This is a genomic window from Sorangium sp. So ce176 (genome assembly GCF_051519835.1).
GTDB lineage: Bacteria > Myxococcota_A > Polyangia > Polyangiales > Polyangiaceae > Sorangium > Sorangium cellulosum_G.
Genome location: NZ_CP150371.1, coordinates 11,810,089 through 11,834,173 on the forward strand (window position 1 = coordinate 11,810,089; position 24,085 = coordinate 11,834,173).

17 protein-coding genes are annotated in these 24,085 nt (G+C 71.4%); 6 read left to right on the forward strand and 11 right to left on the reverse strand.

The features are described from left to right. Nucleotides 1–10 precede the first annotated feature (10 nt). Nucleotides 11–970 carry a LysR family transcriptional regulator gene (locus WMF42_RS44620; protein ID WP_437689378.1) on the reverse strand — a complete coding sequence of 320 codons (960 nt, stop codon included), beginning with the start codon at nucleotides 968–970 and terminating at the stop codon, nucleotides 11–13. 149 nt (nucleotides 971–1,119) lie between these two features. Here WMF42_RS44620 and WMF42_RS44625 point away from each other — a divergent pair, with 149 nt between their 5' ends. Then, the gene (locus WMF42_RS44625) at nucleotides 1,120–1,659 is read left to right on the forward strand and encodes a hypothetical protein (protein WP_061607744.1); all 540 of its coding nucleotides are present in this window, start codon (nucleotides 1,120–1,122) and stop codon (nucleotides 1,657–1,659) included. Further along, nucleotides 1,656–3,140 (forward strand): MFS transporter, encoded by a 1,485-nt coding sequence (locus WMF42_RS44630; protein ID WP_437689380.1) that lies wholly within the window; start codon nucleotides 1,656–1,658, stop codon nucleotides 3,138–3,140. The genes WMF42_RS44625 and WMF42_RS44630 overlap by 4 nt, the downstream gene beginning before the upstream one ends. Here WMF42_RS44630 and WMF42_RS44635 read toward each other — a convergent pair. The 3 genes from WMF42_RS44635 to WMF42_RS44645 form a co-directional block, all read right to left on the reverse strand. Next, nucleotides 3,070–8,199: an AAA family ATPase gene (locus tag WMF42_RS44635; protein WP_437689382.1), complete on the reverse strand. Its 5,130-nt coding sequence runs from the start codon at nucleotides 8,197–8,199 to the stop codon at nucleotides 3,070–3,072. The two genes, WMF42_RS44630 and WMF42_RS44635, sit on opposite strands and share 71 nt — an antisense overlap. A gap of 105 nt (nucleotides 8,200–8,304) precedes the next feature. Further along, the gene (locus tag WMF42_RS44640; protein WP_437689384.1) at nucleotides 8,305–9,759 is read right to left on the reverse strand and encodes an HTTM domain-containing protein; all 1,455 of its coding nucleotides are present in this window, start codon (nucleotides 9,757–9,759) and stop codon (nucleotides 8,305–8,307) included. Continuing rightward, nucleotides 9,650–10,669 carry a hypothetical protein gene (locus WMF42_RS44645; protein ID WP_437689386.1) on the reverse strand — a complete coding sequence of 340 codons (1,020 nt, stop codon included), beginning with the start codon at nucleotides 10,667–10,669 and terminating at the stop codon, nucleotides 9,650–9,652. Before WMF42_RS44645 ends, WMF42_RS44640 begins: the two co-directional genes overlap by 110 nt. A 498-nt stretch (nucleotides 10,670–11,167) precedes the next feature. On the opposite strand from WMF42_RS44645, the gene WMF42_RS44650 reads away from it, so the two are divergent. Next, complete coding sequence (locus WMF42_RS44650) at nucleotides 11,168–12,205, forward strand: oxidoreductase (RefSeq protein ID WP_061607740.1); 1,038 nt, start codon at nucleotides 11,168–11,170, stop codon at nucleotides 12,203–12,205. Nucleotides 12,206–12,267: 62 nt separating this feature from the next. Here the strand turns inward: WMF42_RS44650 and sucD are convergent, their stop codons facing one another. The 5 genes from sucD to murA all read right to left on the reverse strand — a co-directional run bounded on the left by sucD (nucleotide 12,268) and on the right by murA (nucleotide 17,654). Further along, on the reverse strand, nucleotides 12,268–13,149 hold the full coding sequence (gene sucD / locus WMF42_RS44655; RefSeq protein ID WP_437689387.1) for a succinate--CoA ligase subunit alpha: 882 nt from the start codon (nucleotides 13,147–13,149) through the stop codon (nucleotides 12,268–12,270). 93 nt (nucleotides 13,150–13,242) lie between these two features. Then, a complete protein-coding gene (sucC, locus tag WMF42_RS44660; RefSeq protein ID WP_061607738.1) occupies nucleotides 13,243–14,445 on the reverse strand; it encodes an ADP-forming succinate--CoA ligase subunit beta in 1,203 nt (400 codons plus the stop codon). A gap of 207 nt (nucleotides 14,446–14,652) precedes the next feature. After that, entirely contained in the window at nucleotides 14,653–15,648 is a 996-nt protein-coding gene (locus WMF42_RS44665; RefSeq protein WP_233561386.1) for a hypothetical protein, read from the reverse strand. Nucleotides 15,649–15,750: 102 nt separating this feature from the next. Then, nucleotides 15,751–16,386: an ATP phosphoribosyltransferase gene (gene hisG, locus WMF42_RS44670; RefSeq protein ID WP_061607737.1), complete on the reverse strand. Its 636-nt coding sequence runs from the start codon at nucleotides 16,384–16,386 to the stop codon at nucleotides 15,751–15,753. Beyond that, entirely contained in the window at nucleotides 16,383–17,654 is a 1,272-nt protein-coding gene (murA, locus tag WMF42_RS44675) for a UDP-N-acetylglucosamine 1-carboxyvinyltransferase (protein ID WP_061607736.1), read from the reverse strand. Before murA ends, hisG begins: the two co-directional genes overlap by 4 nt. Nucleotides 17,655–17,840: 186 nt before the next feature. On the opposite strand from murA, the gene WMF42_RS44680 reads away from it, so the two are divergent. Continuing rightward, complete coding sequence (locus tag WMF42_RS44680) at nucleotides 17,841–19,025, forward strand: hypothetical protein (protein WP_061607735.1); 1,185 nt, start codon at nucleotides 17,841–17,843, stop codon at nucleotides 19,023–19,025. A 144-nt stretch (nucleotides 19,026–19,169) separates the two neighbouring features. Beyond that, a complete protein-coding gene (locus WMF42_RS44685; RefSeq protein WP_061607734.1) occupies nucleotides 19,170–19,658 on the forward strand; it encodes a DUF2452 domain-containing protein in 489 nt (162 codons plus the stop codon). Between the two features lie 25 nt (nucleotides 19,659–19,683). On the opposite strand, the gene WMF42_RS44690 is transcribed toward WMF42_RS44685, so the two are convergent. Beyond that, nucleotides 19,684–20,670, reverse strand: a complete 987-nt coding sequence (locus WMF42_RS44690; protein WP_437689391.1) for an NAD(P)H-quinone oxidoreductase — start codon at nucleotides 20,668–20,670, stop codon at nucleotides 19,684–19,686. A gap of 34 nt (nucleotides 20,671–20,704) precedes the next feature. Continuing rightward, complete coding sequence (locus tag WMF42_RS44695; RefSeq protein ID WP_233561385.1) at nucleotides 20,705–21,829, reverse strand: serine/threonine-protein kinase; 1,125 nt, start codon at nucleotides 21,827–21,829, stop codon at nucleotides 20,705–20,707. 567 nt (nucleotides 21,830–22,396) lie between these two features. On the opposite strand from WMF42_RS44695, the gene WMF42_RS44700 reads away from it, so the two are divergent. Next, nucleotides 22,397–23,995: a protein kinase domain-containing protein gene (locus WMF42_RS44700; RefSeq protein WP_437689393.1), complete on the forward strand. Its 1,599-nt coding sequence runs from the start codon at nucleotides 22,397–22,399 to the stop codon at nucleotides 23,993–23,995. The last annotated feature ends 90 nt before the right edge of the window (nucleotides 23,996–24,085 follow it).

A 24,085-nucleotide genomic window follows, 5' to 3' on the forward strand; every position in this document is an offset into this window, starting at 1 on the left:
CGAGGCCGATCTAGCCCTTTCGCCTCCTCTGGGGCTCGCGGCGCTGCCCGGCGCGCCCGTTTTTCGCCGCCGTCTCTCCCCCGCCTGCCACGACCTCCCGCAAGCTGTCGCGCAACCAGCGGTGAGCGGGATCTGCGTCCAGCCTCGGGTGCCACAGCAACGAGACGGTGATCTCCGGCGCAGCGAAGGGCAGCGCGAAGCTGAACAGGCCGTCGCGCAGGCTCCGGGTGTGGTGCTCCGGAACGGTGGCGATCAGGTCGGTCGCGCGCGCCAGGGCGATCGCCGTGGCGAACCCGCCGACGATGGTCACCACCTCGCGCGCCAGACCGAGCGCGGCCAGGCTCTCGTCGATGCGCCCCTTGGCCACGCCGCGCCGTGAGAACACGACGTGGCGTCCGGCCGCGTAGCGCGCGGGCGTGATCTTCGCGCGGCCGAGGGGGTGGTCGCCGCGCACGACGCCGATGAAGCGGTCGCGGAACAGCGCCTGGGTGCGCAGCTCGGGGCTCGTGTCTTCGTCGACGACGCCCGTCTCGAGGTCGACCGCGCCCGCGCGCAGCGGCGCGCTGTCCTTGTCGGGCTTCGACACGAAGCGCAGCCGGACGCCTGGCGCCTGGGCGCCGGTGCGCTCGATCAGGGCTGGACCGAAGCTCTCGACGAAGCCCTCGCTGGTGCGCAGCGTGAAGGTGCGCGCCAGGCGCTTCAGGTCGAGCTCCTCGGCCGGGCGCAGGACGGCCTCGGCGCCCTGCACCAGGTGGCTCACGCGCTCGCGCAGATCGAGCGCGCGCGGGGTAGGCACCAGGCCGCGTCCAGCGCGCACCAGCAGGGGGTCGCCCAGGGTCTCCCGCAGGCGCGCGAGCGCCCGGCTCATCGCCGAGGGGCTCAGGCGCAGGCGTCGGGCCGCGCTGGTCACGCTGCCTTCCGTGAGCAGCACGTCGAGCGTCACGAGCAGGTTCAGGTCGGGCAGCGCCACGCGACCAGGCTAGCAGAGGTCGGGGCGATACATGGCGTCATACGCAAAGGTATGTTGCAACCGTTGCGCGTTCCGCAATCCGCGCCGGCGCACTAGGTTCGACGTCGAAGCCCGGATCACGTCGATTCGCGCCGAGCCGGAGGCCACCCATGACCGACAACGCCCTTGCGCTGTTCATCCATCGCACCCGCGCCAGCTGGGGACCGCTCAGCAGCGACCTTGTCGCCAGCTGCCGCCTTCACCTGGAACGGCTGGCGAAGGCGCACGCCGCCGAGCCCTGGCTCGCGGCGCTGCACGAGGACGCGCCCGCGTCCAGAGAGCTCTACCGCGACGCGGAGCACGGCTTCGTGCTGCAGGCGCACACCGAGCAGGCCGGGCTCTACCGCCCGCCGCACGATCACGGCCGCGGCTGGGTGATCTACGCCCTGCAGCGCGGAGAGATCGCGATGTCGACCTACGCTCGCGTCGAGACCGGAGCGGGCATCCAGCTGGTCAAGCGTGACGAGACGCTGTTGCGCGCCGGGCAGGCGCAGCTGTTCTTGCCGGGAGATATTCACGACACGCGCTGTGTTGCCGGCCCGGCGCTGCTGTTCCGCTTCACCGAGCGCGACCTCAAACAGGAAGATCAGGTCGCGCGGCGCGTGACCCGCTATGTCGAGCGCAACGGCGCCTGGACGGTGGGAACATGATGGCGCTGCGCGCCCCGGTTGCGGACGCGCCCCTGCCGAGCGAGGCGTCCGATCAGGCGGCCTCCGGTGTGCAGGGCCCGGCGCGCGCGGAGGCGATTGCGTGCGTGATCGCTGCCCTGGTGCTGGTGGTGCTCTCCGCGGGCATCGCCAACGTGGCGCTGCCCGTGCTGGCGCACGCGTTCCAGGTGACGCCCGCCGTGTCGGTGCGCGTCGTCAGCGCCTACCAGCTCGGGCTGGTCATGGCGCTGTTGCCGTGCGCCGCGCTGGGCGAGAGCCTGGGCCATCGCGCCGTGTTCACGGCAGGCGTCGGGCTGTTCACGGGCGCGTCGGTGCTGTGTGCGCTGGCGCCATCGCTCCACTGGCTGGTCGCTGCGCGCTTCTTGCAGGGGCTCGGGGGCGCCGCCGTGATGGCGCTCGGCGTGGCGCTGCTGCGCTTCGTGGTTCCGCAGGCGCAGCTGGCAGCCGCCATCGGCTGGAACGCGCTCGCCGTGGCGCTGTCCTCGGCCGCAGCGCCCACGGTCGGCGCCGCGCTGCTCTCGAGCGCGAGCTGGCCCTGGCTGTTCGCCGTCAATCTTCCGCTCGGCGTGGCGGTGCTGCTCGCCACGCGCGGTCTCCCCGGTGTCCCCGGCGCGGCGCGAGCGCTGGACGCGACCAGCATGGCGCTGAACGCGGGGGCCTTCGGCGCGCTGATCGCAGGCGCGGAGCTGCTGCCAGCGGAGCCAGCGCTCGGGGCCGGCTTGCTCGCCGCGTCCGTCCTGAGCGCGACGCTCTTGCTCCGCCGCGAGCTGCCGAAGGAGGCGCCCCTGGTGCCGCTCGACCTGCTGCGCAGCCGTTCGTTTCGCGTCTCCGTGATCGCGTCGGTCGCGTGCTTCGCGGGACAGGCCTCAGCGCTGGTCGCGCTGCCCTTCTATTTGCGGCACAGCTTTGGCCAGGAGGCTCTGACCACAGGGCTGATGATCACGCCTTGGCCGCTGAGCGTGGCCATCGTGGCGCCCGTCGCGGGCCGCCTCGCCGACCGCATCTCGACGGCCTGGCTGTGCGCGACGGGCGCGGCGTGCCTCGCGCTGGGGCTCGCTGCGCTCGCGCTGGTGCCGGCGCACGGCAGCGCGCTCTCGCTGGTGCCGTTCGTGGCGCTCTGCGGCGCGGGCTTCGGCCTGTTCCAGGTGCCGAACAACCGCAACATGTTCCTCGCGGCGCCGCGCGCGCGGAGCGCCGCCGCGGGCGGCATGCAGGGCACCGCGCGGCTGACCGGCCAGACGGCGGGCGCTGTCGTCATGACCTTGCTCTTCACGCTCACGCCGATCGACGCCGCGCCGCGCCTCGGCCTCGGTATCGGCGCCGTGCTGGCGCTGAGCGCGGCGACCGTCAGCGCGCTGCGCGCTGGCTCGCGCCGCGGCCATGGCCGCGCGCTCAGCCGGCCGCCGCGGCGCGGGACGGCGCGAGCGCGTGCGCAATGGCGCTCTGCAGCGTCGAGCGGGTGACGATGCCGCGAAGGTCGATCCCGCCCTGCACGAGCGCCCGGGCGACCTCCGGCTGCATGCCGGTCAAGATCGCCTGCGCGCCGAGCAGGCGCAGCGCCGAGGCGGTGCGGACCAGCGTGTCGGCGACCCCGGCGTCGACCTGCTTCAGGCCGGTGATGTCGATGATCACGGTGGACGGGTTGTGGCGCTGCACGCCGGCGAGGGTCGCCTCCAGCACCTGAGCGGCGCGCGCCGCGTCCATCGTCCCGATGAGCGGCATGACCATGACGCGGTCGGTGATCGGGATGATGGGCGTCGCCATCTCCGAGAGGCGCAGGCGCTGCACCGCGATGATCTCCTCCTGGAGAGCCGCCCGGGCCTGCTCGGCGCGCTCGCGCTCGTGGAGCTCTCCGTGCAGCCGTTCATTGGCCCAGTTCAGCTCCTCTGCCTTCTGCGACAGGCGCTCGTTGGCCGCGCAGAGCTCCTCGGTGCGTCGCTGCACCTCGCTCTCGAGCCGGTCGTTCATGGCGCGGTGCCCCTCGGAGACCTCCTGCAGGCGACCGTAGAGCAGCGCATTCTCGAGCGCCGCCGCGATCTGCGCGCCCAGCAGGCGGAGCAGCTCGGTCTGCTCCGCGGTGAAGGCGCCGCTCGCGAGCGCGTTCTCCACGTACAGCACGCCCGTGAGCCGGTTCTGGTGGATCAGCGGAAGGCCCATCACCGACCTCGTCCGGCGCGCGGCGAGGTAAGGATCCGCCGCGAAGCGAGGGCTCGCCGCGGCGTCGTCCAGGATGACGAGCTCCCGCGTGCGCGCCACGTAGTGCACGACGCTGACCGGCAGATCCGAGGACTCCTCGAGCGGGCGCCGGAGCTCCACCTCGACCGATTCCGGGTCGATCGTGATGGTCGCCTCGATGAACAGCCGGCCCTCGCGCGTGAGCACCAGGGAGCCGCGCTGGCCGCCGGAGCTCGTGAGGACGGCGCGCATCACGCGATCGAGGGCCCTCCCGAGCACGAGCTCGCTCGAGATCGCGTGCGTCGCCTGCAGCACCGCCGCGACGTCGGCGAGCTTGTTGAGGAGCGGGTGGCTCACCGATACGGTGCTCGAGCTGGAGATGGCCTGATCTCGCTCCGCCGCGAGCGCTCGATCGACGGCGGGCGCGTCGAGCCCGTGCTGCTGGATCAGCGCCGCGGCCTTTCGCTCGGCCCCCCACTGCCCGTAGGCGCGCACCGCCGCATTCAGGTAGAGCGCCGCGATGCGCCGCCGGCCCTTGCGCGCGTAGTACAGCCCGGCCAGCTCCGACGCGAGCGCTTCGTACTGGATGAACTCGCTCTGACGGGCGGCGTCGATCGCGTCGTCGTAGAGCTCCATCGCCTCGGCGTCGCGCCCGGAGGCGCGCGCCATCTCGCCGAGGACCAGGAGGTGCTTCGCGCGGAAGTTGTCAGGGCACTGGCGCGCCCAGAGCTCGAGCTTCGCGAGCGACGCGGAGAGCGCTTCTGCGTGCCGCCGCCGCGCGCGCTCGTCGTGCTCGCCGAGCGCGACCAGCGTGAGCGCGAGATAGAAGTGGTATGTCGCCTCGATCGGCATCGCCATGACGGCCCCGAGGACGGGGCGCGCCGCCTCTGCCGCGGCGAGCGCCGCCTCGGGCCGGCCGTGGGAATAGAGCAGGATGAGCCGGATGACGTGATAGAAGGCGATACCGCACCCGAAGCTCGCCCGGGTGAGCGCGGCCAGGCACTCCTCCTCGGCGAAGCCCTCCTCGCTCAGCGAGGCGTCGGCCGCCGTGAGCCCCTTCAGGCTGCGCAGGAACTGCTGCTCCAGCCGGATGGTCTCGAGGACGGCGTGATTGCCTGTCTTGCGCGCGAACGACGCGAAGCGCTCGGCGACGCGGTGGACCTCCTCCAGCGGATCGCCCTTCTCGTAGACCTGCCAGACCGTCTCGAAGGCCAGGTAGCTCGCGTACACCAGGTCGCCGGCCTCGAGGCACGCGAGGAACGCCCTCTCCAGGATGGGCAGGTCGCTCCGTATGTGGTGGACCCAGAAGTTGACGTGATCGCCGTGGAGGTGGAGCAGCGTCCCCCGCAGCGAGATGTCCCCGAGCTTCTCGTTCAGCCGGATCGACATCTCCGAGAAGCGGAACCCCGAGGGGATATCGCCGAACGCCGAGACCAGCATGAGCCCATACACGCTGTACGCGAAGCACGACGCCTCGGTGTTGCCGTGCCTCAGCGACAGGTTCAGCATCTTCAGCGCGATGAGCGGGAACACGCCCGGCCGCCCGATGTACGCGCACGGAGCGCAGTCGGCGAGCAGGTTGATGATCGCGCGGACGTGATCCTCGGCGAGCAGCGGCGCGTGAAGGATGTCCTCGATGCTCCTGCCCGCCATGCTCTCGGGGATCTGCGCGATCTCGGCGGAGACGGCGGCGCCGATCTCCTCGCTCGTCCCGGGGATCTCGACGCCGAACAGGCGCAGCGCCTCCTGTCCCACCGTGACGCCTTCGTCGTAGCGGCCGGCGACCTGGTAGAGCTTCATCCGCAGGCTCTGGACCCGCGCCCGATCGAGGTTTGACCGCGCAACGTCGAGCAGGCGCTGGAAGAGCGCCTCTGCCTCGGCGAAGCGGCCGCACAGGTACTCGCACTCGGCCGCCTCCAGCGTGAGCGCCCAGCGCAGGACGTCGTCCCCGGAAGAGCCGTCGACGCCGAGCGCGCTCCGTCCTGCGCTGAAATACTCCGCCGCGGCCCCGTATGCGGTCGAGTTCTTGGCCTTCCTGCCCGCGCGCAGGTTCAGGCGCCCGAGCAGCTCGCGCTCGCCGGGGTCTTCGATGAGGCGGGCTCCGTAGTTCAGGTGGTTCACGATATCGAAGAGCTGCTCTTCCTGCGGCTCGCCGCGCTGGCTGGCCAGCATCAGGCGACCGACGCGCAGGTGGGCGGCGCGCTTGTGCTCGTCCGCGATGAGGGCGTATGCCGCCTGCTGGACGCGATCGTGCAAGAACTGGTAGGTGACGGCGACCGACGCCTCGCTCGCCGAATCGTCGTGGGATGGATCTCCCGGCTGCACGAGCCGGTAGTCTGCGTCGATGGGGAGCAGGACCCCTTCCTGCATGGCCTCCCACAAGTCCTGCGCCGCCTGTGCGGCGGGCTGCTCGGAGATCGTCGCGAGCGTGCGCAGGTCGAACCTGTGCCCGATGCACGCCGCGAGCTTCAGGGCGCGCTGGGTGGGCGTCGAGAGCCTCTGCAGCTTGGCGATCATGAAATCGACGACGTTGTCCGTCACGGCCCGCGCCTCGATGGCTGCGAGGTCCCATGTCCACCTGCCGGTCTCCGGCTCGCAGCGGAGGAGCCCGTCATCGTTCAACATCCGCAGGAACTGGCCGATGAAGAACGGGTTCCCCTGCGTCTTCCCGTGGACGAGCTCGGCGAGCTGCGCGGCGTCCTGCGCCGCGCGGCCCAGGGCGTCCGCGACGAGCGCCGCCACGTCCTCCGGCGAGAGCGGCGCGAGGGGGATGTCCGTCACGGCCGCGTTCGCGGCCCGGAGGGCGTCGAGGGTGATGACGAGGGGGTGCGCCGGGCTCACCTCGTTGTCGCGGTACGCCCCGACGACCAGGAGGTGGCCCGTGTCGGGATCGGTGAGCAGGAGCCGCAGCAGCCTGAGCGACGCCGGATCCGCCCACTGAAGGTCGTCGAGGAACAGGACGAGCGGGTGTGACGGGGCGGCGAACACGCCGAGGAAGCTCCGGAACACCATGTCGAAGCGGTTCTGCGACTCGGAGGGGCCGAGCGCCGCGACGGGGGGCGCCTCGCCCACGATGAGCGCGAGCTCTGGGATGAGCTCGACCAGGACTCCGGCGTTCGCGCCGAGCGCCGCGCCGAGCTCTGCTCTCCAGCGGGACAGAGCCTCTGTCCGCTCGGAGAGGATCTGCTGCACGAGCCCCCTGAACGCCTGGACGACCGAGGCGCAGGGCACCCCGCGGTTCAGCTGATCGAACTTCCCGTGGGCGAAGTGGCCTCCGACCCTGGCGATCGCGTTGTAGGTCTCGTGGATCAGCGCGCTCTTGCCGACGCCGGAGTAGCCGGAGACGAGCACGAGCTCCGCGGCGCCCGCTCGGACGCGCTCGAAGGCGGCAAGGAGCCGGTCCCGCTCCGCGTCCCGGCCGTAGATCCTCTGCGGGACGCGCAGCTCGTAGCTGCGATCGCTTTGCCCGATGGGAAAGGGGTGGACCCGGCCCGTCTGCTCGAGGGAGCGCAGGCACTCCGCGAGGTCCGCCTTGACACCGTACGCGCTCTGGTAGCGGTCCTCCGGCGTCTTGGCGAGGAGCTTCATGACGATCTCGGACACCGGCTGGGGCACGTCCCCGCGGCGCTCGTGCGGCGGGACGGGCGGTCGCGCGATGTGGCTGTAGAGAACGTCCATCGGATCGGCATCCGAGAACGGCAGCGCGCCGGTCAGCATCTCGTACAAGGTGACGCCGAACGAATACAGATCCGCACGGTAGTCGATGCCCCTGTTCATGCGCCCGGTCTGCTCGGGGGATATGTACGCGAGCGTCCCTTGCAGGGTACAGACCGAGGTCGTCTGCTGGAATTCCTGGTGGAGCCGCGACGCGGCGCCGAAGTCGATGAGCGTGGCGCGGCGGAGGTCTGAGCTGATGATGATGTTCCTGGGATTGATGTCCTTGTGCATGATGTGACAGCGGTGCACCGCGCCGATGGCGTCGGCGATGGCGATCGAGAGCGCCAGCGCTGTGCGCAGGTCGAGCCGGCGATCGTGGAGGATCGCCCTCAGGGTTGTGCCTTCGACCGCCTCCGTGACGAGGGCGAGGCCGCCGCGCATCCTCTCGAGCGCGCACACCCGCACCACGGCATCGAGGTCCAGATCATGCGCCAGATCATGCAGCAGATTGAACTCGTGCCGTAACAGCGCGAGATCGCGGACGCTCGGGTGCTCGCCTTTCAGCGTCTTGATGACGACCGGCCGCTGATCCGCGGCGCGGCGGCCGCGGTAAACTTGGGTCTTGCTGCCTTCATGGATCAGCTGCTCGATGACGTGTCCCGGCAAATCGATCGATGCTGTGGTGGTCATGTGTGCCTGTGTTCGAGCTCGCGGTGGTCCTGACCGTCGGTGTCGTAGCGTCGATCACGGACGGAGAGCATCAGTATAGAGTAGTCCGCCATCCGACGTGCGGCGTCAGGGCGGCCGCACGACCGCGAGGAGCCCCCTCGGCCGCGACGCCAGATCCAGCGTCGGGTCGACGAGGTCGCGGAAAGGCCCTCCGTTCAGCGACGCGACCACCTTGGCCGTGACGATCGGCCGCACCCCGAAGTCCTCCTGCCAGCGGTCGGCCACGTGGCGCGCGAAGTCGACGAGCATGTCGGGCCGCGTGCACATCTCCCCGAGCTGCCGATCGGTGAGCCACTCCCCGAGGTCGAGCGACTCGCGCACGCCGGTCCTCGGATCCAGCACGTGAATGTCGAGCTCGCTCACGTTCTTGTCGCGGAGCTTCATGCGCCACGAGAAGCGGTGTCCGGCCTCGTTCCAGGCCACGTCGCCCGGATAAGCCCAGTGGCGGAGCGGCACCGCGAGGTGGAACAGGAGATATCCGTGCAGCAGCGCGAGCGGCAGGGCCCTCCGCCGCGGCGCCGCGGGCGAGGGGGCAGGGACGCCGCCGGCCGCGCGGTCCGCTGCCCTGAACAGGAAGGGCAGCCGCCGCCTCGGCCACGAGGGGTCTCCGAACAGCGCGAGCGAGGCGATCATCGCATAGGGGAAGATCCCGATCTTGAACAGGAAAGCGTTGCTGAGGTTGAACGCCACGGCGATCGCCGCGCCGAGCGGGAAGGTACGTCGAGAGAAGAGCAGGAAGCCCATCGAGAGGTCGATGAGGAGCCCTGCATAGGAGAGCGCGAGCCCCGCTGCCGGCGTGGCGAGGAGCGGCCCGACGAGGGGCGCGTCGGCGCGATCCGCGAGCCACATCGTGAGCGGCTGCCCCCGGAGCCAGTCGCCGTTCAGCTTCGCGACGCCGCCGTAGAAGTAGACGATCGCGATCTGAACCTTCAGGGCGAAGAGGTAGTAGCGCGGCGTCGTCTCGGCCGGCGCGCTGGAGGGCGCGGCGCGCCGCGCGCGGAGCAGGTCCAGCGAGAGCGCGCGGTGCGCGGGGGCGACGGCGAGCAGCAGGCCGAGGAGGCAGAGGAGATAGAGGTGGTTGAGGTACTGCGCCTTGTCGAGGAGGAAGACGTACGTGAGGGCGGCGCAGAGCAGCGCGGCGCTCACCCGGTAGAAGAGCCCGGCGGCGCAGAGGAGGGCGAGGACGAAGAGGGCGGCGAAGTGCCAGTACATCCCCGTCCCGCCCCAGGGGCGGACGAAGGGGACGAAGCTGAAGAAGAAGCTCGGCTCGATGTAATAGCGGGTTATCCGATCGTGGAGGGCGTACCGGACGACCTCCCATGCGATCAGGGCGCCATAGCCGACGCGAAAGACGGCGAGCGAGGCGGCGTCGACCTCGGCGGACAGGTAGCTCGCCCAGCGGCGCGCGAGATCAGTGCCAGTGCCCGCGGCCGTGCTTGTGCTTGTGCTTGTGCTTGCCCTTGTGCTTGCCGTGCACGTGGATGTGGATCCTTCGCCCGTCGTCATCGTCGTCGTCGTCATCGTGGACCACCACCACGCCTGGATTCGTCTTGACCTTCACGCCCACGTTCCACGTCGTCGCCACGACAACGTGCAGGGACGGCGCGCTCGGGCCGACGACGACGTGCACGCCGGGGCGATACCCGACGAGCACCACGTCGGCGTGGGTCGGGTGCGCCACGACGACCGTGAGCTTCACGGGGTTCACCTTCGTCGCGATCGTACCGGTGCAGTAGAGGCCGCCGGGCCCGGGGTTCAACAGGATGAGCTCGGAGCTCGACCCCACGAACCCGAGCTTGATCTTGCGGTCACCGACGGGGATCGGCTTGAAGTTCGCGTCGAGGACATACACCCTGACCTGGCCGGAGGTCTTGTCCGCGACCACCTCGATGGTGTCGTCGCCGACCACCTGGATGACGCCGCCGTTCGGGCCTGTCTTGCCTGGGGGGATCGGCCGCTTCTCGGCCTTTCTCGCGCCCTCGACGATGACCTTCGTGCCCCCTGCGGGCACGTGGAGCGTGCCGTTCCACGGCTTCCCGGAGACGACGACGTTGTATTTCACCTCGGTGAGGTCGGCCTCGAGCCTGGGCCCGGCAGCGATGAGGAGCCCTGTCTTCGGGTCGAGCGTGAGCGGGACCTGCGCGTCGCCGTTCGGCCCTCTCCAGGTGAGCGTTCCGCTCACGTCCTTGTCGATGGGCTTGCCGTCAGGCGTCTTGACCGCGGCCCTCACGGTGCCGTCGGCCGCGAACTCCCACCCGACCGAGCCGCCGTCGTGCTCCTCGATCAGCGGCTCTTCGAGCGCGACCGGGGCCGCCTCGACCGACTCCTCGGTCACGCTGGCCTCGGCGGCGGTCTTGCATCCCGCCGCGAAGGGGCTGCCGGCCATCAAGGTTGTCAGCGCGAGTACGGAAAGGACGCTCCTGGCGTGCATCACAAGCCTCCGAACCGAGGAGGCTATCGCAAGCGCCACGCCGCGTCTGCACGAACCGTCTCGCCCCGCGCCGGCGGGGTTATGTGGGACGACATTGGACGCATGGAGACCACGTCTCCCGTGATCATCGCTGACGCGGCGGTCCGTGGTGAGGTCGCGTGTGTCGTAGTGGTGTTTGCCAGGGCGCGCCCTGCGAAGAACAGCAATGATGGCGCGCCCGGGGGGCACCAGACACGATGACGAGCGAAGAGGATGTGCTCGCCGGGTCACCAGGCGCGATGACGAGCGATGACGTTGCATCCGGTGAGTCGCCGGCGCGATGACGGGTGATGAGGATGCAGGGGGGCCGCAAGCCGCGATCGCGAGCGACGCGGACGCGCCTGGCGGCTCGCGGCCGCCGTCGCGCGCCTCAGCGGAGGCCCTGCGCGGCCTCGCCGCCCTGCCGGGCTTCCCCCCGGCGCCCCTTCGGGCTAGCGTCCGCCGCGAGCCCGTCCTGCCATGTCCCAGCGCGTCTATGTCGGCCTCATCGGCTACGGCCTCGCCGGCGCCGTCTTCCACGCCCCGCTGATCCGGTCCGTCCCCCGGCTGCGCCTCGCGGCCATCGCGACCCGACGGGAGGGCCAGGTCATGACCGACCACTCGGGCGTCGCCGTGCATCCGACGCCCGAGGTGCTGATCGCCGAGCCCGGGATCGACCTCGTTGTCATCGCGTCGCCCAACGAGACCCACTTTCCGCTCGCGCGCGCGGCGCTCGAGGCGGGCAAGCACGTGGTCGTCGACAAGCCGTTCACGAACACGAGCGGCGAGGCGGACGAGCTCATCGCGCTGGCTGCGCGCAAGGGCCGTCTCCTGTCGGTGTTCCAGAACCGCCGCTGGGACGCCGACTTCCTCACCGTGCGCCGCTGCATCGCGCAGGGCCTGCTCGGCGAGGTGGCCTCGTACGAGGCGCACTTCGACCGCTTTCGTCCCGCGATCAAGCCGGGCTGGCGAGAGCAGGAGTCGCCCGGCTCGGGGATCCTGTACGACCTCGGCGCGCACCTGATCGACCAGGCGCTCGTGCTCTTCGGCCCGCCCCGCGCGGTCACCGCCGACGTCCTGGCGCAGCGGCCCGGGGCGCGCGCGGTCGACTATTTCCACCTCACGCTCGACCACGGCAGGCGCCGCGTCATCGTGCGCTCCTCCACGCTGGTGCGCGAGCCGGGCCCGCGCTTCGCGGTCCACGGCGACGGCGGCAGCTTCCTCAAGTTCGGCATCGACGGCCAGGAGGAGGCGCTCAAGGCGGGCAAGCGCCCCGGCACGCCGGAGTGGGGGCGCGAGGACCCGCGCTGGTCCGGCACGCTGGTGACGGCCGACGGCGAACGCCGCACGATCGAGAGCCTGCCCGGCGCCTACGAGGCCTATTACGAGGGCATCGCCGCGGCGATCCTCGACGGGGCCCCGCCGCCGGTGCGCGCCGAGGAGTCGCGCGACGTGATCCGCATCATCGAGGCCGCCCTGCGGAGCTCGTCCGAGCGGAGGACGATACCGCTCGAGTGACGGCGTCGCCGGATCATCGGATCAAGAGCAGGGTAGGCCCCCTGTGAGGGGGCCCGGGCAGCTCAGCGCACCGCCTGGAGCGCCGCCTGCATCGCGACGCCCATCTCGGCCGGCGTGGCGGCCACCTTGGCCCCCGCCGCCTCGAGCGCCGCGATCTTCTCGGCCGCCGTGCCCTCGCCGCCCGCGATGATCGCGCCGGCGTGGCCCATGCGCTTGCCCGGAGGCGCCGCGCGGCCCGCGATGAACGCCGCCACCGGCTTCTTCATGTTCTGCTTGATCCAGGCCGCCGCGCGCTGCTCGGCCGTCCCGCCGATCTCGCCGATCAGCACGACCCCGTGGGTGTCGGGATCCTGGTTGAACAGCTCGAGCACGTCGATGAAGTCCATCCCGCCGACAGGATCGCCGCCGATGCCCACGCAGCTCGACTGGCCGATCCCGAGCGCGCTGAGCTGGCCGACCGCCTCGTAGGTCAGCGTGCCCGAGCGCGACAGGACGCCGATGTGCCCCTTCTTGTGGATGTGGCCCGGCATGATCCCGATCTTGCACTCGCCGGGCGTGATCACGCCGGGACAGTTCGGCCCGATGAGGCGCGCCGGCTTCCCCTCGAGGAAGCGACGCACCCGCACCATGTCGAGCACCGGCACGCCGTCGGTGATGCAGATGACGAGCCGGCACCCCGCGTCGACGGCCTCCGTGATCGCGTCCGCGGCGCCGACCGGCGGCACGAAGATGCACGAGACATCGGCGCCCTCGTTGCGCACGGCCTGCTCGACCGTGTCGAAGATCGGCACCTTGTCTTCGAAGCGCTGGCCGCCGCGGCCGGGCGTCACGCCGGCGACGACCTTCGTCCCGTACTCGATGCAGGCGCGGGCGTGCTGCGAGCCGTAGGCGCCCGTGATGCCCTGGAAGACGACCCGCGTGTCCTTGTTGACGAGGATGCTCATCGCTTGATTACTCTACCTTCAACGTGGACAGGAGCCCGGCAATCGCCGTCGCTCGCTGCTCAACTGGGTTCGAGGCTCGGTGCTCGCGGGCGCCTAGGCGCCAGTTTGGCCCTTGCCGCCGCGCGTGGCGGCGACGATCTTCTGCGCGCCGTCGGCCATGGAGCTCGCCGACTGGATGGTCAGACCGCTCTCGTCGAGCAGCTTGCGGCCGGCCTCGACGTTGGTCCCCTCGAGGCGCACCACGAGAGGCACCTTGAGCCCGAGCTCCTTCGCCGCGGCGATGACCCCGGCCGCCACGACGTCGCAGCGCATGATGCCGCCGAAGATGTTGACGAAGATGCCGCGCACCCGCTCGCTCCGCAGGATGATCTGGAACGCGGTCTTGACCTGCTCCTGCGAGGCGCCGCCGCCGACGTCGAGGAAGTTCGCCGGCTTGCCGCCGTAGTGCAGGATGATATCCATCGTCGCCATCGCGAGCCCGGCGCCGTTCACGAGGCAGCCGATGTCGCCGTCGAGCGAGACGTAGGAGAGCCCGGCCCGCTTCGCCTGGAGCTCGACAGCATCCTCCTCGTCGACGTCGCGCATCGCGTTCCACTCGGGGTGCCGGAACTCGGCGTTGTCGTCGAAGCTCACCTTCGCGTCGAGCGCAAAGACGTCTCCGGCGCTGGTCACGACGAGCGGGTTGATCTCGAGCAGCGAGCAGTCCTCCGCGGTGAAGCACGTGTAGAGCGAGGCCACCAGCTTGAGGAACTGGCGCTGCGTCTCCTTCGCGGTGAGCCCGAGCGCGATCGCGAGCTGCCGCCCCTGGTACGGGGCGAGGCCGAGCACCGGATCGATGAAGAGCTTGTAGATCTTCTCCGGCGTGCTGTGGGCGACCTCCTCGATGTCCATGCCGCCCTCGGTCGACGCGATCACCGCGATGCGGCGGCGCTCGCGGTCGACGAGCATCGCGAAGTAGAGCTCGCGCGCGATGTCGAGGCCCTGCTCGATGTAGAGCCGCCGGACCTTCTGCCCCTCGGGGCCCGTCTGCTTGGTGACGAGCTGCATGCCGAGGATCTTCTCGGCGAGCGCCGTCGCCTCCGCGCTGCCGCCCTTCGCGACCTTGACGCCGCCGCCCTTGCCGCGGCCGCCCGCGTGGATCTGCGCCTTCACGACGACGACAGGGTTCCCTGTCTGCGAGATCAGCCGATCGGCGATCGGCGCCACCTCGCTCGCCTGGAAAGCGGGCTCGCCTTTCGGTACCGGCACCCCGTAGCGGGCGAAGACCTGCTTGCCTTGATACTCGTGGATTTTCATGAGAGGGGCCGCCACCCTATCACAAGGGTGGCCAGCGCGAGACGCGAAAGAAGGGCGACGGGCGCCGCGGGCGCGATCGCGCGGCCGCTCAGGCGACGATCGGTAACGATCGGTAACGATTGGGCGCGCGCCTCGCCGGCCGCCGAGCCGACCCTACCCTGATTGTTTCCTGTGTTTCATGGAAAAGTGCGGCGCCGCGCCGTCTCCTCACTTGGCGGCATACGGCGGCGGCTCGGGCCGGCGGAGCGCCACCAGGGCGAACAGGCCGGGCAGGATGTCGTCCTCGACCCGGGAGGCCTTGCCTTCGAGGCTGATCTTCAGCTCGTCGAACGGCGCGTAGGTGAGCCCGGCGCTCGCCGAGACGCTCGGCTGCGGCGCGAACAGGAACGCGGAGAGGGCACCTCCGGGCTCGTGGAGAGCCTGGACTCGGACGAGCGGATGGATTGCCACCTTCGGAAGGATATTGGCGATGATCTCGCCGCCGACCCAGGGCTTCAGCTTCACCGACCCGACGTCGTCCGCCATGCCGACCAGCCCAACGCTGCCGTCGATCGACACCGACAGCGCCTCGGCCGGGTAAAACTCCAGGGCGACGACCGCCGAATAGAAATCGATGGTCGGATAGAACGCGACGCCCGACCAGGTCGACCAGAGCGCCTGCATCGTGGTCAGGCCGGCGCCGAACGTCGGCGCGTCGACGTCGAGATCGAAGCCGCCGAAGACGTTGACCTCGTACCCTTCGCCGAGGACGAGGCCGGGCTCGACGCCGAGCATCCGGCCCGGCACGGTGCTGATCATCGTCGAGGAGGTCGGGAAGTAGTTGATCCAGTTGTCCCAGTCCTCGATGCCAATCGCATGGGTGATGACGCCGAGCCTGAGGTGGTGATCCTCCCGGCCAATCTGGAGCATCGCCCACTCCGGAGGACCGATCTTGATCTCCTGCGCGGGCAGGGACCACTCGGGGTAGACGAACCCCGGCAGGCCGAACCCCGGCAGGCCGAGCGGCGCCGAGGTGGCCTGGACGTCGAGATCGAGCCGGAAATAGAGCGAGTCGCTCGAGGCCCGGAGCCCGACCTCGGCCTGCGCGAGGGCGTCGAAGCGGCGGGTCCCCGGAGGGTCGCGGTGCACGCCCACGACCACGCTGGTCCCCCCTCCCACCCATGTGTCGATATCGGCCGGAAGCGCGGCGAACAGCGATAGCAACGGGGCCTCCCCTCTCCATGTCTCCGATGGTGGCAGTCGTCGATCCGCGAGCCGGTCATCGGTCCGGCGAGCGGCGATGACCGCCGCCGCCGGACCGCGCCTTCACCGCTGCGCGCCGGTCGTCGCGGCCCGCAGGCGCTCGACCAGCGGGCGCACGTCGTCGCTCCGCAGCTTGTACGACGCGCGGTTCGCGATGAGAAGGGTGCTCACCTCGGTGACCGTCTCGAGCACCTCGAGGCGATTCTCGCGCAGCGTGGCGCCCGTCTCGACGATATCGACGATCAGGTGAGAGAGCCCCACGAGCGGCGCGAGCTCGACCGAGCCGTGCACGGGGATGATCTCCGCCACCACGCCCTTGCTCGCGAAGTGGTCCCCGGCGATCCGCGGGTACTTGGTGGCCACGCGCGGCAGATCGGGGATCGGCGTGTCCTCCGGCCCCGCCACGACGAGGCGGCAGCGGCCGATCCCGAGATCGAGCGGCGTGTAGAGATCGTGGCGGCGCTCGAGGAGCGTGTCCCGCCCCGAGACCCCGAGATCGGCGGCGCCGTACTCGACGTAGGTCGGCACGTCGTCCGGCTTCAGGAACACGTACCGGAAGGCGCCGTCTGCGGTCGGCCGGACCAGGCGGCGATCGTTCTCCTGGAGCGGCGTGCTGTCGAGGCCGGCGCGCTGCACGAGCGGGATCAGATCCTTCAGGATCCGCCCCTTGGGCACGGCGATGGTGAGCGGCTTCTTCATCCGGCCCGCCCCTCGACGCGGACCGCGTCGGCGCCGATCTGCGCGAGCTTGCGCTCCATGAACTCGTAGCCCCGATCCAGGTGGTAGACGCGCAGCACCTCGGTCTCGCCCTCGGTCGTCACGAGCCCGGCGATGACGAGCGAGGCGCTCGCGCGAAGATCCGTCGCCATCACGGTCGCGCCCGACAGCGGCGCGCCGCCGTGGACGTGCGCCGTGTGGCCGTCCACGTCGATGTGCGCCCCCATGCGCCCGAGCTCGGGGACGTGCATGAAGCGGTTCTCGAAGATCGTCTCGACGATGCGCGACGTGCCCTGCGCGAGGCACATCAGGACCATGAACTGCGCCTGCATGTCGGTCGGGAAGCCCGGGTGCGGCGCGGTCGTGACGTCGACGGCGCGCAGCGGCCGCCCGGGGTCGCGGCGCACGCGCACGCAGTCGCCCTCGCGGCCCACCTCGACGCCCGCCTGGCGCAGCTTGGCCGCGACCGCCTCGAGGTCCTCGAGCGGCGCGTTCTCGATGAGCACGTCGCCGCCGGCCGCGGCCGCCGCGACCATGTACGTGCCGGCCTCGATCCGGTCGGAGATGATCGCGTGGTCGAACGGCTCCAGCTCGTCCGCGCCCTCGATGTGGATGACGTCCGTGCCGGCCCCGCTCACGCGCGCGCCCATCTTGTTGAGCACCCGGCCGAGCTCCTCGACCTCGGGCTCGCGCGCGCAGTTCACGAGCGTGGTCCGCCCCTTCGCGAGCGCGGCCGCCATCATCAGGTTCTCGGTGCCGGTCACGGTCGGCAGGTCGAACACGACCTCGGCGCCGCGGAGCCGCTTGCACTCCGCGACGATGTAGCCGCGCGACAGCCGGATCGTCGCGCCGAGCGCCTCGAGCCCCTTCAGGTGCTGATCGACAGGGCGCGTCCCGATCTGGCAGCCGCCGGGGAGCGACACCTTGGCGCGGCCGAAGCGCGCGAGCAGCGGGCCGAGGACCATCACGCTCGCCCGCATCTGCTTGACGAGCTCGTAGGGGGCCTCGGGCCGCACGTTGTCGCCGGCGCCGACCTTCACGATCGGGGCCGCTACCTCCACGTTGCGCCCGAGGAACCGGAGCAGCGCGGAGGTCGTCTCGATGTCGCGCAGCGCGGGCACGTTGCGGAGCAGGCTCTCGCCGTCGGAGAGCAGCGTCGCGCAGAGGATCGGCAGCGCCGCGTTCTTCGCGCCGCTGATGCGGATCTTGCCGGAGAGCGGCTTGCCGCCCCGGATCCGGATGGAGTCCATGCCCCGCTATCGCACAACCCGCAGCGGAACGCGATGTTTCGGGCATCCCGCGCGCCGGTCGTCGCGTCCGCCGGTCGTCGGGTCTGCCGCCCGCCGCCACCCGCCCGTGTCCAGCGTTCAGCGCCCCGCGCGGGGCGGACGACGGGGCGCCCAATTTCCCCTGCGCTGGATTAGTCTCCCCCGGCCATGCGACCGAGCGCCCTCGCCCTGACCTCGCTGCTCGCCGCCTCCGTGGCCTCGCTCGCCGCCGCCCAGCCCTCGGCGGACCTCCGCGGGTTCCGCGCCTCGATCGATCCCGGGGCCGGCGTCTACCTGGAGCCCGCCGCGACCCCGGACACCGGAGAGTGGAGCGCGAGCCTCTGGGCCTCGTACGCCTTCCGCCCCATCGTGCTCCGCGACCCGGCGTCGGACGAGGTCCGCTTCGACGTCATCCGCCACCAGGTCAGCGCAGATTTCGCGGCCGGCGTTGGCATCGCGCGGCGCCTCCTCGTGGGGCTCACGCTGCCCGTCGTCCTCCACCAGACCGGCGACGCGCCGACGTCCGACGCCACGCGCGTGCTCGGCCCGACGTGGGTCCCCGCGCAGGCGCTCGGCGATCTCGGGCTCGTCGGCAAGCTGACGCTCGTGCAGCCCGCCGGGGGGGATCTCGGCGGGTTCGCGCTCGCGCTGCACGACCGCTTCACGCTGCCCACGGGCGACGAGGCGTCGTACGTGGGCGAGGGGAGCGTCACGAACGAGCTCAGGCTGCTCGCCGAGTACCGCCTGATCGCGTTCGGCGCGCACCTCGCCGCCGGGCTCAAGCTCCGCGCCGAGCGGGCCCGCTTCGCGTGCCAGGCGACCCCGATCGACGCCGCGGGCGCCGATCCGTGCCCCACGGTGTTCGGCCACGAGCTCCCCTTCGGCCTCGGCCTCTCGTTCCGGCCGCAGATCCTGGGCATCGACCCGGAGGGGCGCGCCACGTTCTTCCTGGAGGCGCACGGGCACCTGCCGCTCTCGCCCGTCGCGCCGTTCGAGCGCCAGGAGATGGCCGCCCTCGAGCTCGGCCTCGCGGCGCGCTACGCGCTCGGCGACTTCTCTCTCCTCGGCGGCGTGCAGACCGCGCTGGTCGGCGGCATCGGCACCTCGCCGCTGCGCGGCGTGCTCTCGGTCGCGTGGACCCCGCGCGTCCACGACGCCGACGGCGACGGCGTCGCCGACGACGTCGACCAGTGCCGCGAGCTCGCGGAGGACCGCGACGGCTTCCAGGACGACGACGGGTGCCCCGAAGGCGACAACGACGAGGACGGCGTGTTCGACGACGAGGATCGCTGCCCCGCGCAGCCGGAAGACGAGGACGGCGTCGCGGACGAGGACGGGTGCCCGGACCCGTGACGACCGCCGGGACGGCGCCCCGGCGGCGGAGGGCGCGCGCCCGGACGAGCCCGCCGCGGCGGGCGCCGGCGGCGTCACGGAACGGCGATCCCGCGCCGCGGCCGCTACAGCGCGGGCGCGCGCTGCACTAAGCTCCGGGTCCGCATGAGCGACGACGGCTTCACCAGGCACGGCGGCGGCCGCCACGAGGGCCCCGCCAGCACCTCGCCCTACCCCCTGAGCCGGCTCTCCCCCCCGCACGAGCTGGTCGACGTGGCGCGGGAGATCCAGCAGGCCGACGCGCTGCTCGGCGCTGTCACCGGCGGCAAGCTCGCGCAGATCGCGCGGCAGATCCGGGCGCTGCAGGAGCAGGCGCGCCAGGTCCTCGAGGCCGCGCAGCGCGACAGCGAGCTCCACCGCGCGGCGTGCAGCTTCAAGAAGCGGCCCGGCCACGTCTATCACCTCTACCGGCGCGCCGACGGCGTCCGCTACCTCTCGATGCTCTCGCCCGACGAGTGGGGCGGATCGCCGCCGCACGCGTTCGAGGGCTCGTACCGGCTCGAGGTCGACATGTCGTGGACGCCGGCCGGCGAGGCCGAGGCGCACGACGCCGAGGCCGGCGCGCTCGCGCGGCTCCTCGGCCGCGGCGCGTGAGGAGCGCCCGCGCGCTCTGACGCGATCACGCGTCGAGCCGGAGCAGCACCTTCCCGAACGACGCGTTGCTCGCCATGTAAACGTGCGCTGCTGCTGCATCGTCGAGCGGGAAGACCCTGTCGATGATCGGCCGCACGGCGCGGCTCGCGAGCCACGGGGAGATGTTGCGCTCGAGCACCTGCGCCGCCGCGATCTTCTCCTCGAGGGGGCGCGAGCGGAGCACGGTGCCGATCAGCTCGACCCGCTTGCGCAGGAGCTCGCGCAGATCGAGCTCCGCGGAGGCGCCGGCGGTCAGCCCGACCAGCGCGATGCGGGCCCGCATCGCGCACGCCTTGAGGTCCTCGCTGACGTACGCGCCGCCGACGAGCTCGAGCACCGCGTCGACGCCCGCGCCGCGCGTCGCCTTCAGCACCTCGTCCGCGAACTTCCCGCCCGACGCCGCGATCCCGGCGTGCAGCCCGAGCTCGCGGCAGCGGTCCAGTTTGTCCTGCGTGCGCGACGTGCCGGCGACGAAGCACCCGAGCGCGCGCGCGATCTGGAGGCCGGCCGTCCCCACGCCGCTGCCGACCGCGTGGACGAGCACGCGCTCGCCGGGGGCGAGCCGGGCGCGCGTCACGAGCGCGTCGTAGGCGGTCACGAACGCCTCGGGGACGGCCGCTGCCTCCTCGTCGGTGAGCCCGTCCGGCACCGGCGCGACCTCGCGCTCGTGGGCGACGATCCGCTCGGCGTAGGCGCCGCCCGGCACGAGGCCGAAGACGCGATCGCCCGGCGCGAAGCGGCGCGCGCCCTTGCCGACGGCGTCGATCACGCCCGCGTACTCGAGCCCCGGCACGTCCGGCGGCGCGCCGGGCGGCGCCGGGTACACGCCGAGCCGCTGGAGCAGATCGGCGCGGTTCACCCCGGCGAAGCGGACGGCCACGCGCACGTGCCCCTCGGGCACCTCGGGCGGCTCCACCTCGCGCACTTCCAGGACGTCCGGCCCGCCCGGCTCACGGATGACGACGGCTCGCATGGTCTCGACCTCCCGCGCCCCCCGCGCGCGCCGCTCACTCTTCCATGGGCGGCGGGAGCACGCTCTTCCGGTAGAAGTACTCGACCTTCTCGGAGTCCGGATCGACCGGCTCGGTCGGCTCGGCCGGCGGGGCGCCGCCGATGGCCGCCTCGATCTGCACCTGCTCGAGCGCGTCGAGCATCGAGGCCGCGCTCGGGAAGCGCTCCTCGCGGTCGAGCGCGAGCGCGCGCATCGTCGCGACGTCGAGCGAGTGGGGCACCTCCGGGCGCAGCATGCGCGGCCTGATCGGCTTGACGCGCTGGATCTCGGCGAGCAGGGCCGCGGGCGTCGGCGCCTTGAACGGGAGCTGCCCGGTGAGCATCACGTAGAGCAGCATGCCCACCGAGTAGAGGTCCGCGCGCGCGTCGAGGTCGCGGACGCCCTGCGCCTGCTCCGGCGCCATGAAGGCCGGGGTGCCGGCCACCGCGTGGCTCCCCGCGGCGCCCGTGGAGACGAGGATCGACGGCCCCGACCCCGTGTTGAACGCCTCGGCGACGCCGAAGTCGAGCACCTTCACGGTGAGCGGGCCGCGGCCGCCGCCGACGAGGCAGATGTTGTCCGGCTTGAGATCGCGGTGGAGGATGCCCTCGGTGTGCGTGACGACGAGCGCGCTGAGCACCTGGACGGCCACGTCCAGCACGACGGGAATGGGCATCGGGCGCTCTCGCCCGAGCCGCTCGGTGATCGTCTCGCCCTCGAGCCGCTCCATCACGAGGTAGGGCGTGCCGTCCTCGAGCACGCCGAGATCGTAGACCTCGACGATGTTCGGGTGACCGAAGCGGCCCGCGACGGCGGCCTCGTTGTGGAAGCGGGCGATCGCCGTCTTGCTCTGCGCGTACTGGCCGCGGAGCGTCTTGATCGCGACGCGGCGCCGCAGGCCGATGTGGATGGCGTCATAGACCATCCCCATCCCGCCCTTCGCGATGACGCCGAGGATACGGTAGCGATCGTGCAGAAGCCGGCCTACGAGCGGCGCTTCCTTCGTCGGCCGGGGCTGGTCCGGATCGAACTCGTGCCCGAGCGGGCCGTCCACCGGCCACACCGACTCGCCCCTGCTCGTCGGCGGCACCCGCGTCGAGGAGGGCGGGGCGACGCTCGGCGTGAGCGCCGTGCCGTGCACCGGGCACCTTTCGGTGTCCGACGGGTGCGGCAACCCGCACGCCTGGCATCGGATAAAGTGCTGCGGCGGCATCGGGGACCCGGTCAGAGTACGGGTACATCCGCCCATGCAGCAAGCTCGTTCAGGGAGCAAGCGTCCCGGCCGGCGACGCGTGCCCACAGCGTGCGGTCGGGTAGCCAACGGATGTCAACTTCAGCAGCTGGGTTGGATCGGCTCGCGGCTTACGGTAGGCTGAGCTCAACGTGCCGCAGCGAGTCCGGAGATCAAGCCGACGAGCGCGGGCGGCGTCGCGGCGAGCCAGGTCCCAGGATTTGTATCGGACGTGAGCGAAACGTGAGGCAAGACGTGAGGTAGGACGTAAGCCCGGACGTGAGACAGACGTAAGTCGAACGCAAGGCGAACGAAGGCAGCGCGCGACGGGATCGGGGTACGCTTTCCCCGACTGCCAGCAGTGGGGGCCAGCGGGATGGGAAGGGGAAAGAGACAGAGGCCATGAGCACGGCGGAGAAGCTTTCGGACAGTGCCTCGTCGGCCAGCGGTGAGTCCGATCCGCTGCTCGGAAAGGTCTTGAATCAGAAGTTCAAGATCCACTCCCTCCTCGCGACGGGCGGCATGGGGGTCATCTATCGCGGAGAGCAGATCGCGCTCGAGCGCCAGGTCGCGATCAAGGTCCTCACGCCCACCAACTCATCGAATCAGATCGATCCCAACTTTCATAAGCGCTTCTTCCTCGAGGCGAGCATCCTCGCCAGGCTCCAGCACCCGAACATCGTCACGGTCTTCGACTACGGCCGAGTCGAGAACATGGAGCCCGAGCGGTACTTCATGGCGATGGAGTTCCTCGAGGGCGAGACGCTCTTCCGGCGGCTGCGCAAGGCCGGCCGCCTGTCGGCGCCCGACGCGATGGGCATCGCCCGGCAGATCGCGCGCGGGCTCCGCGAGGCGCACAAGCACGGCGTGGTGCACCGCGATCTGAAGCCGTCGAACGTCATGCTCGTCCCCGGCGAGGATACCGGGGAGCTCGTCAAGATCCTCGACTTCGGCCTCGTGAAGGTGCTCGCCGACGACTCGGAGGAGCTCACGCAGCAGGGCTCGTTCCTCGGCTCCCCGCGCTTCATGTCGCCGGAGCAGATCTCGCACGGCAAGGTCGACCTCCGGACGGACGTCTACTCGCTGGGCGTGATCGTCTATCAGATGCTCTGCGGCAAGGTCCCCTTCGAGGCGCAGAACTCGGTCCAGATCCTGATCGCCCACCTCCAGCAGCCCGTCCCGCGGATGCGCGAGCGCAACCCCGAGGCCGACGTCCCCGAGGTGCTCGAGGCGTTCGTGATGCGCTGCCTGTCGAAGGAGCCGGACGGCCGCCCGGCCAACATGGAGGCCTTCATCCGCGGCCTCGGCGAGTGCGCCCAGGCGATCGGCCTGTCGCCGGCGTTCGGCTCGACGGGCCTCGTGACCATGGACTCCGGCGGGACCGGCAGGATGCCCACGCCGATGCCGCCCGTGCGCGTGATGACGGCGATCCCCGCGAGCCCCTCGCCCCCGTCGTCGTCCAGCGGCGCGGGCTCGCAGGTGGACGACGCGTCGCTCGGCGCCGCCTCGCGCCCCGCCGACGCGGCGCCGCAGGGCCGCAAGGGCATCGTGCTCGTCGCGGTGGGGGTCCTCGCCGTCGCGGGCATCGGGGTCGCGATGTCGCAGATGCGCCCGAGCGAGCCGGCGCCTGTCGCCGTGCCGCAAGAGAAGCCGCCGCAGGTCGCCCCGCCGCCGCCCGACGTCAGCTCGTTCGTGCTGATGGTCGAGTCGATGCCCTCCGGCGCCGAGGTCCTGGAGGACGGCAAGCTCCTCGGCAACACGCCGCTCCAGCTCTCGATCTCGAACAGCTCGGTGCGCGCCAATCCCCGCCGGCTCACCGTGCGGCAAGAGGGGTACGAGCCGTACTCGATCGTCCAGGGTCCCTCGGATCAGTCGGTCCGCCTGGTCGCCACGCTCACGAAGCGCGCGGCCGCGCCGACGAGCACGCCGGCCGCGCCCACGCCGCCCCCGGCGACCCCGGCGACCCCGGCGCCCAGGTCCTACGGGCGGCCGGCCCCGAGACCCTCGCCGGCCCCCGACACGCCGCCGCCGTCACCTCCCCCGCCTCGGCCGCTGGATATCCAGATCGAACGATGACCTTCCAGCGCCCCACACATCTCTTCATCGTGTCCCCGTCTGTCCTCTCTGCGCGGCCGCTCTGGGCGGATGTCCGCGCCGACGGGATGG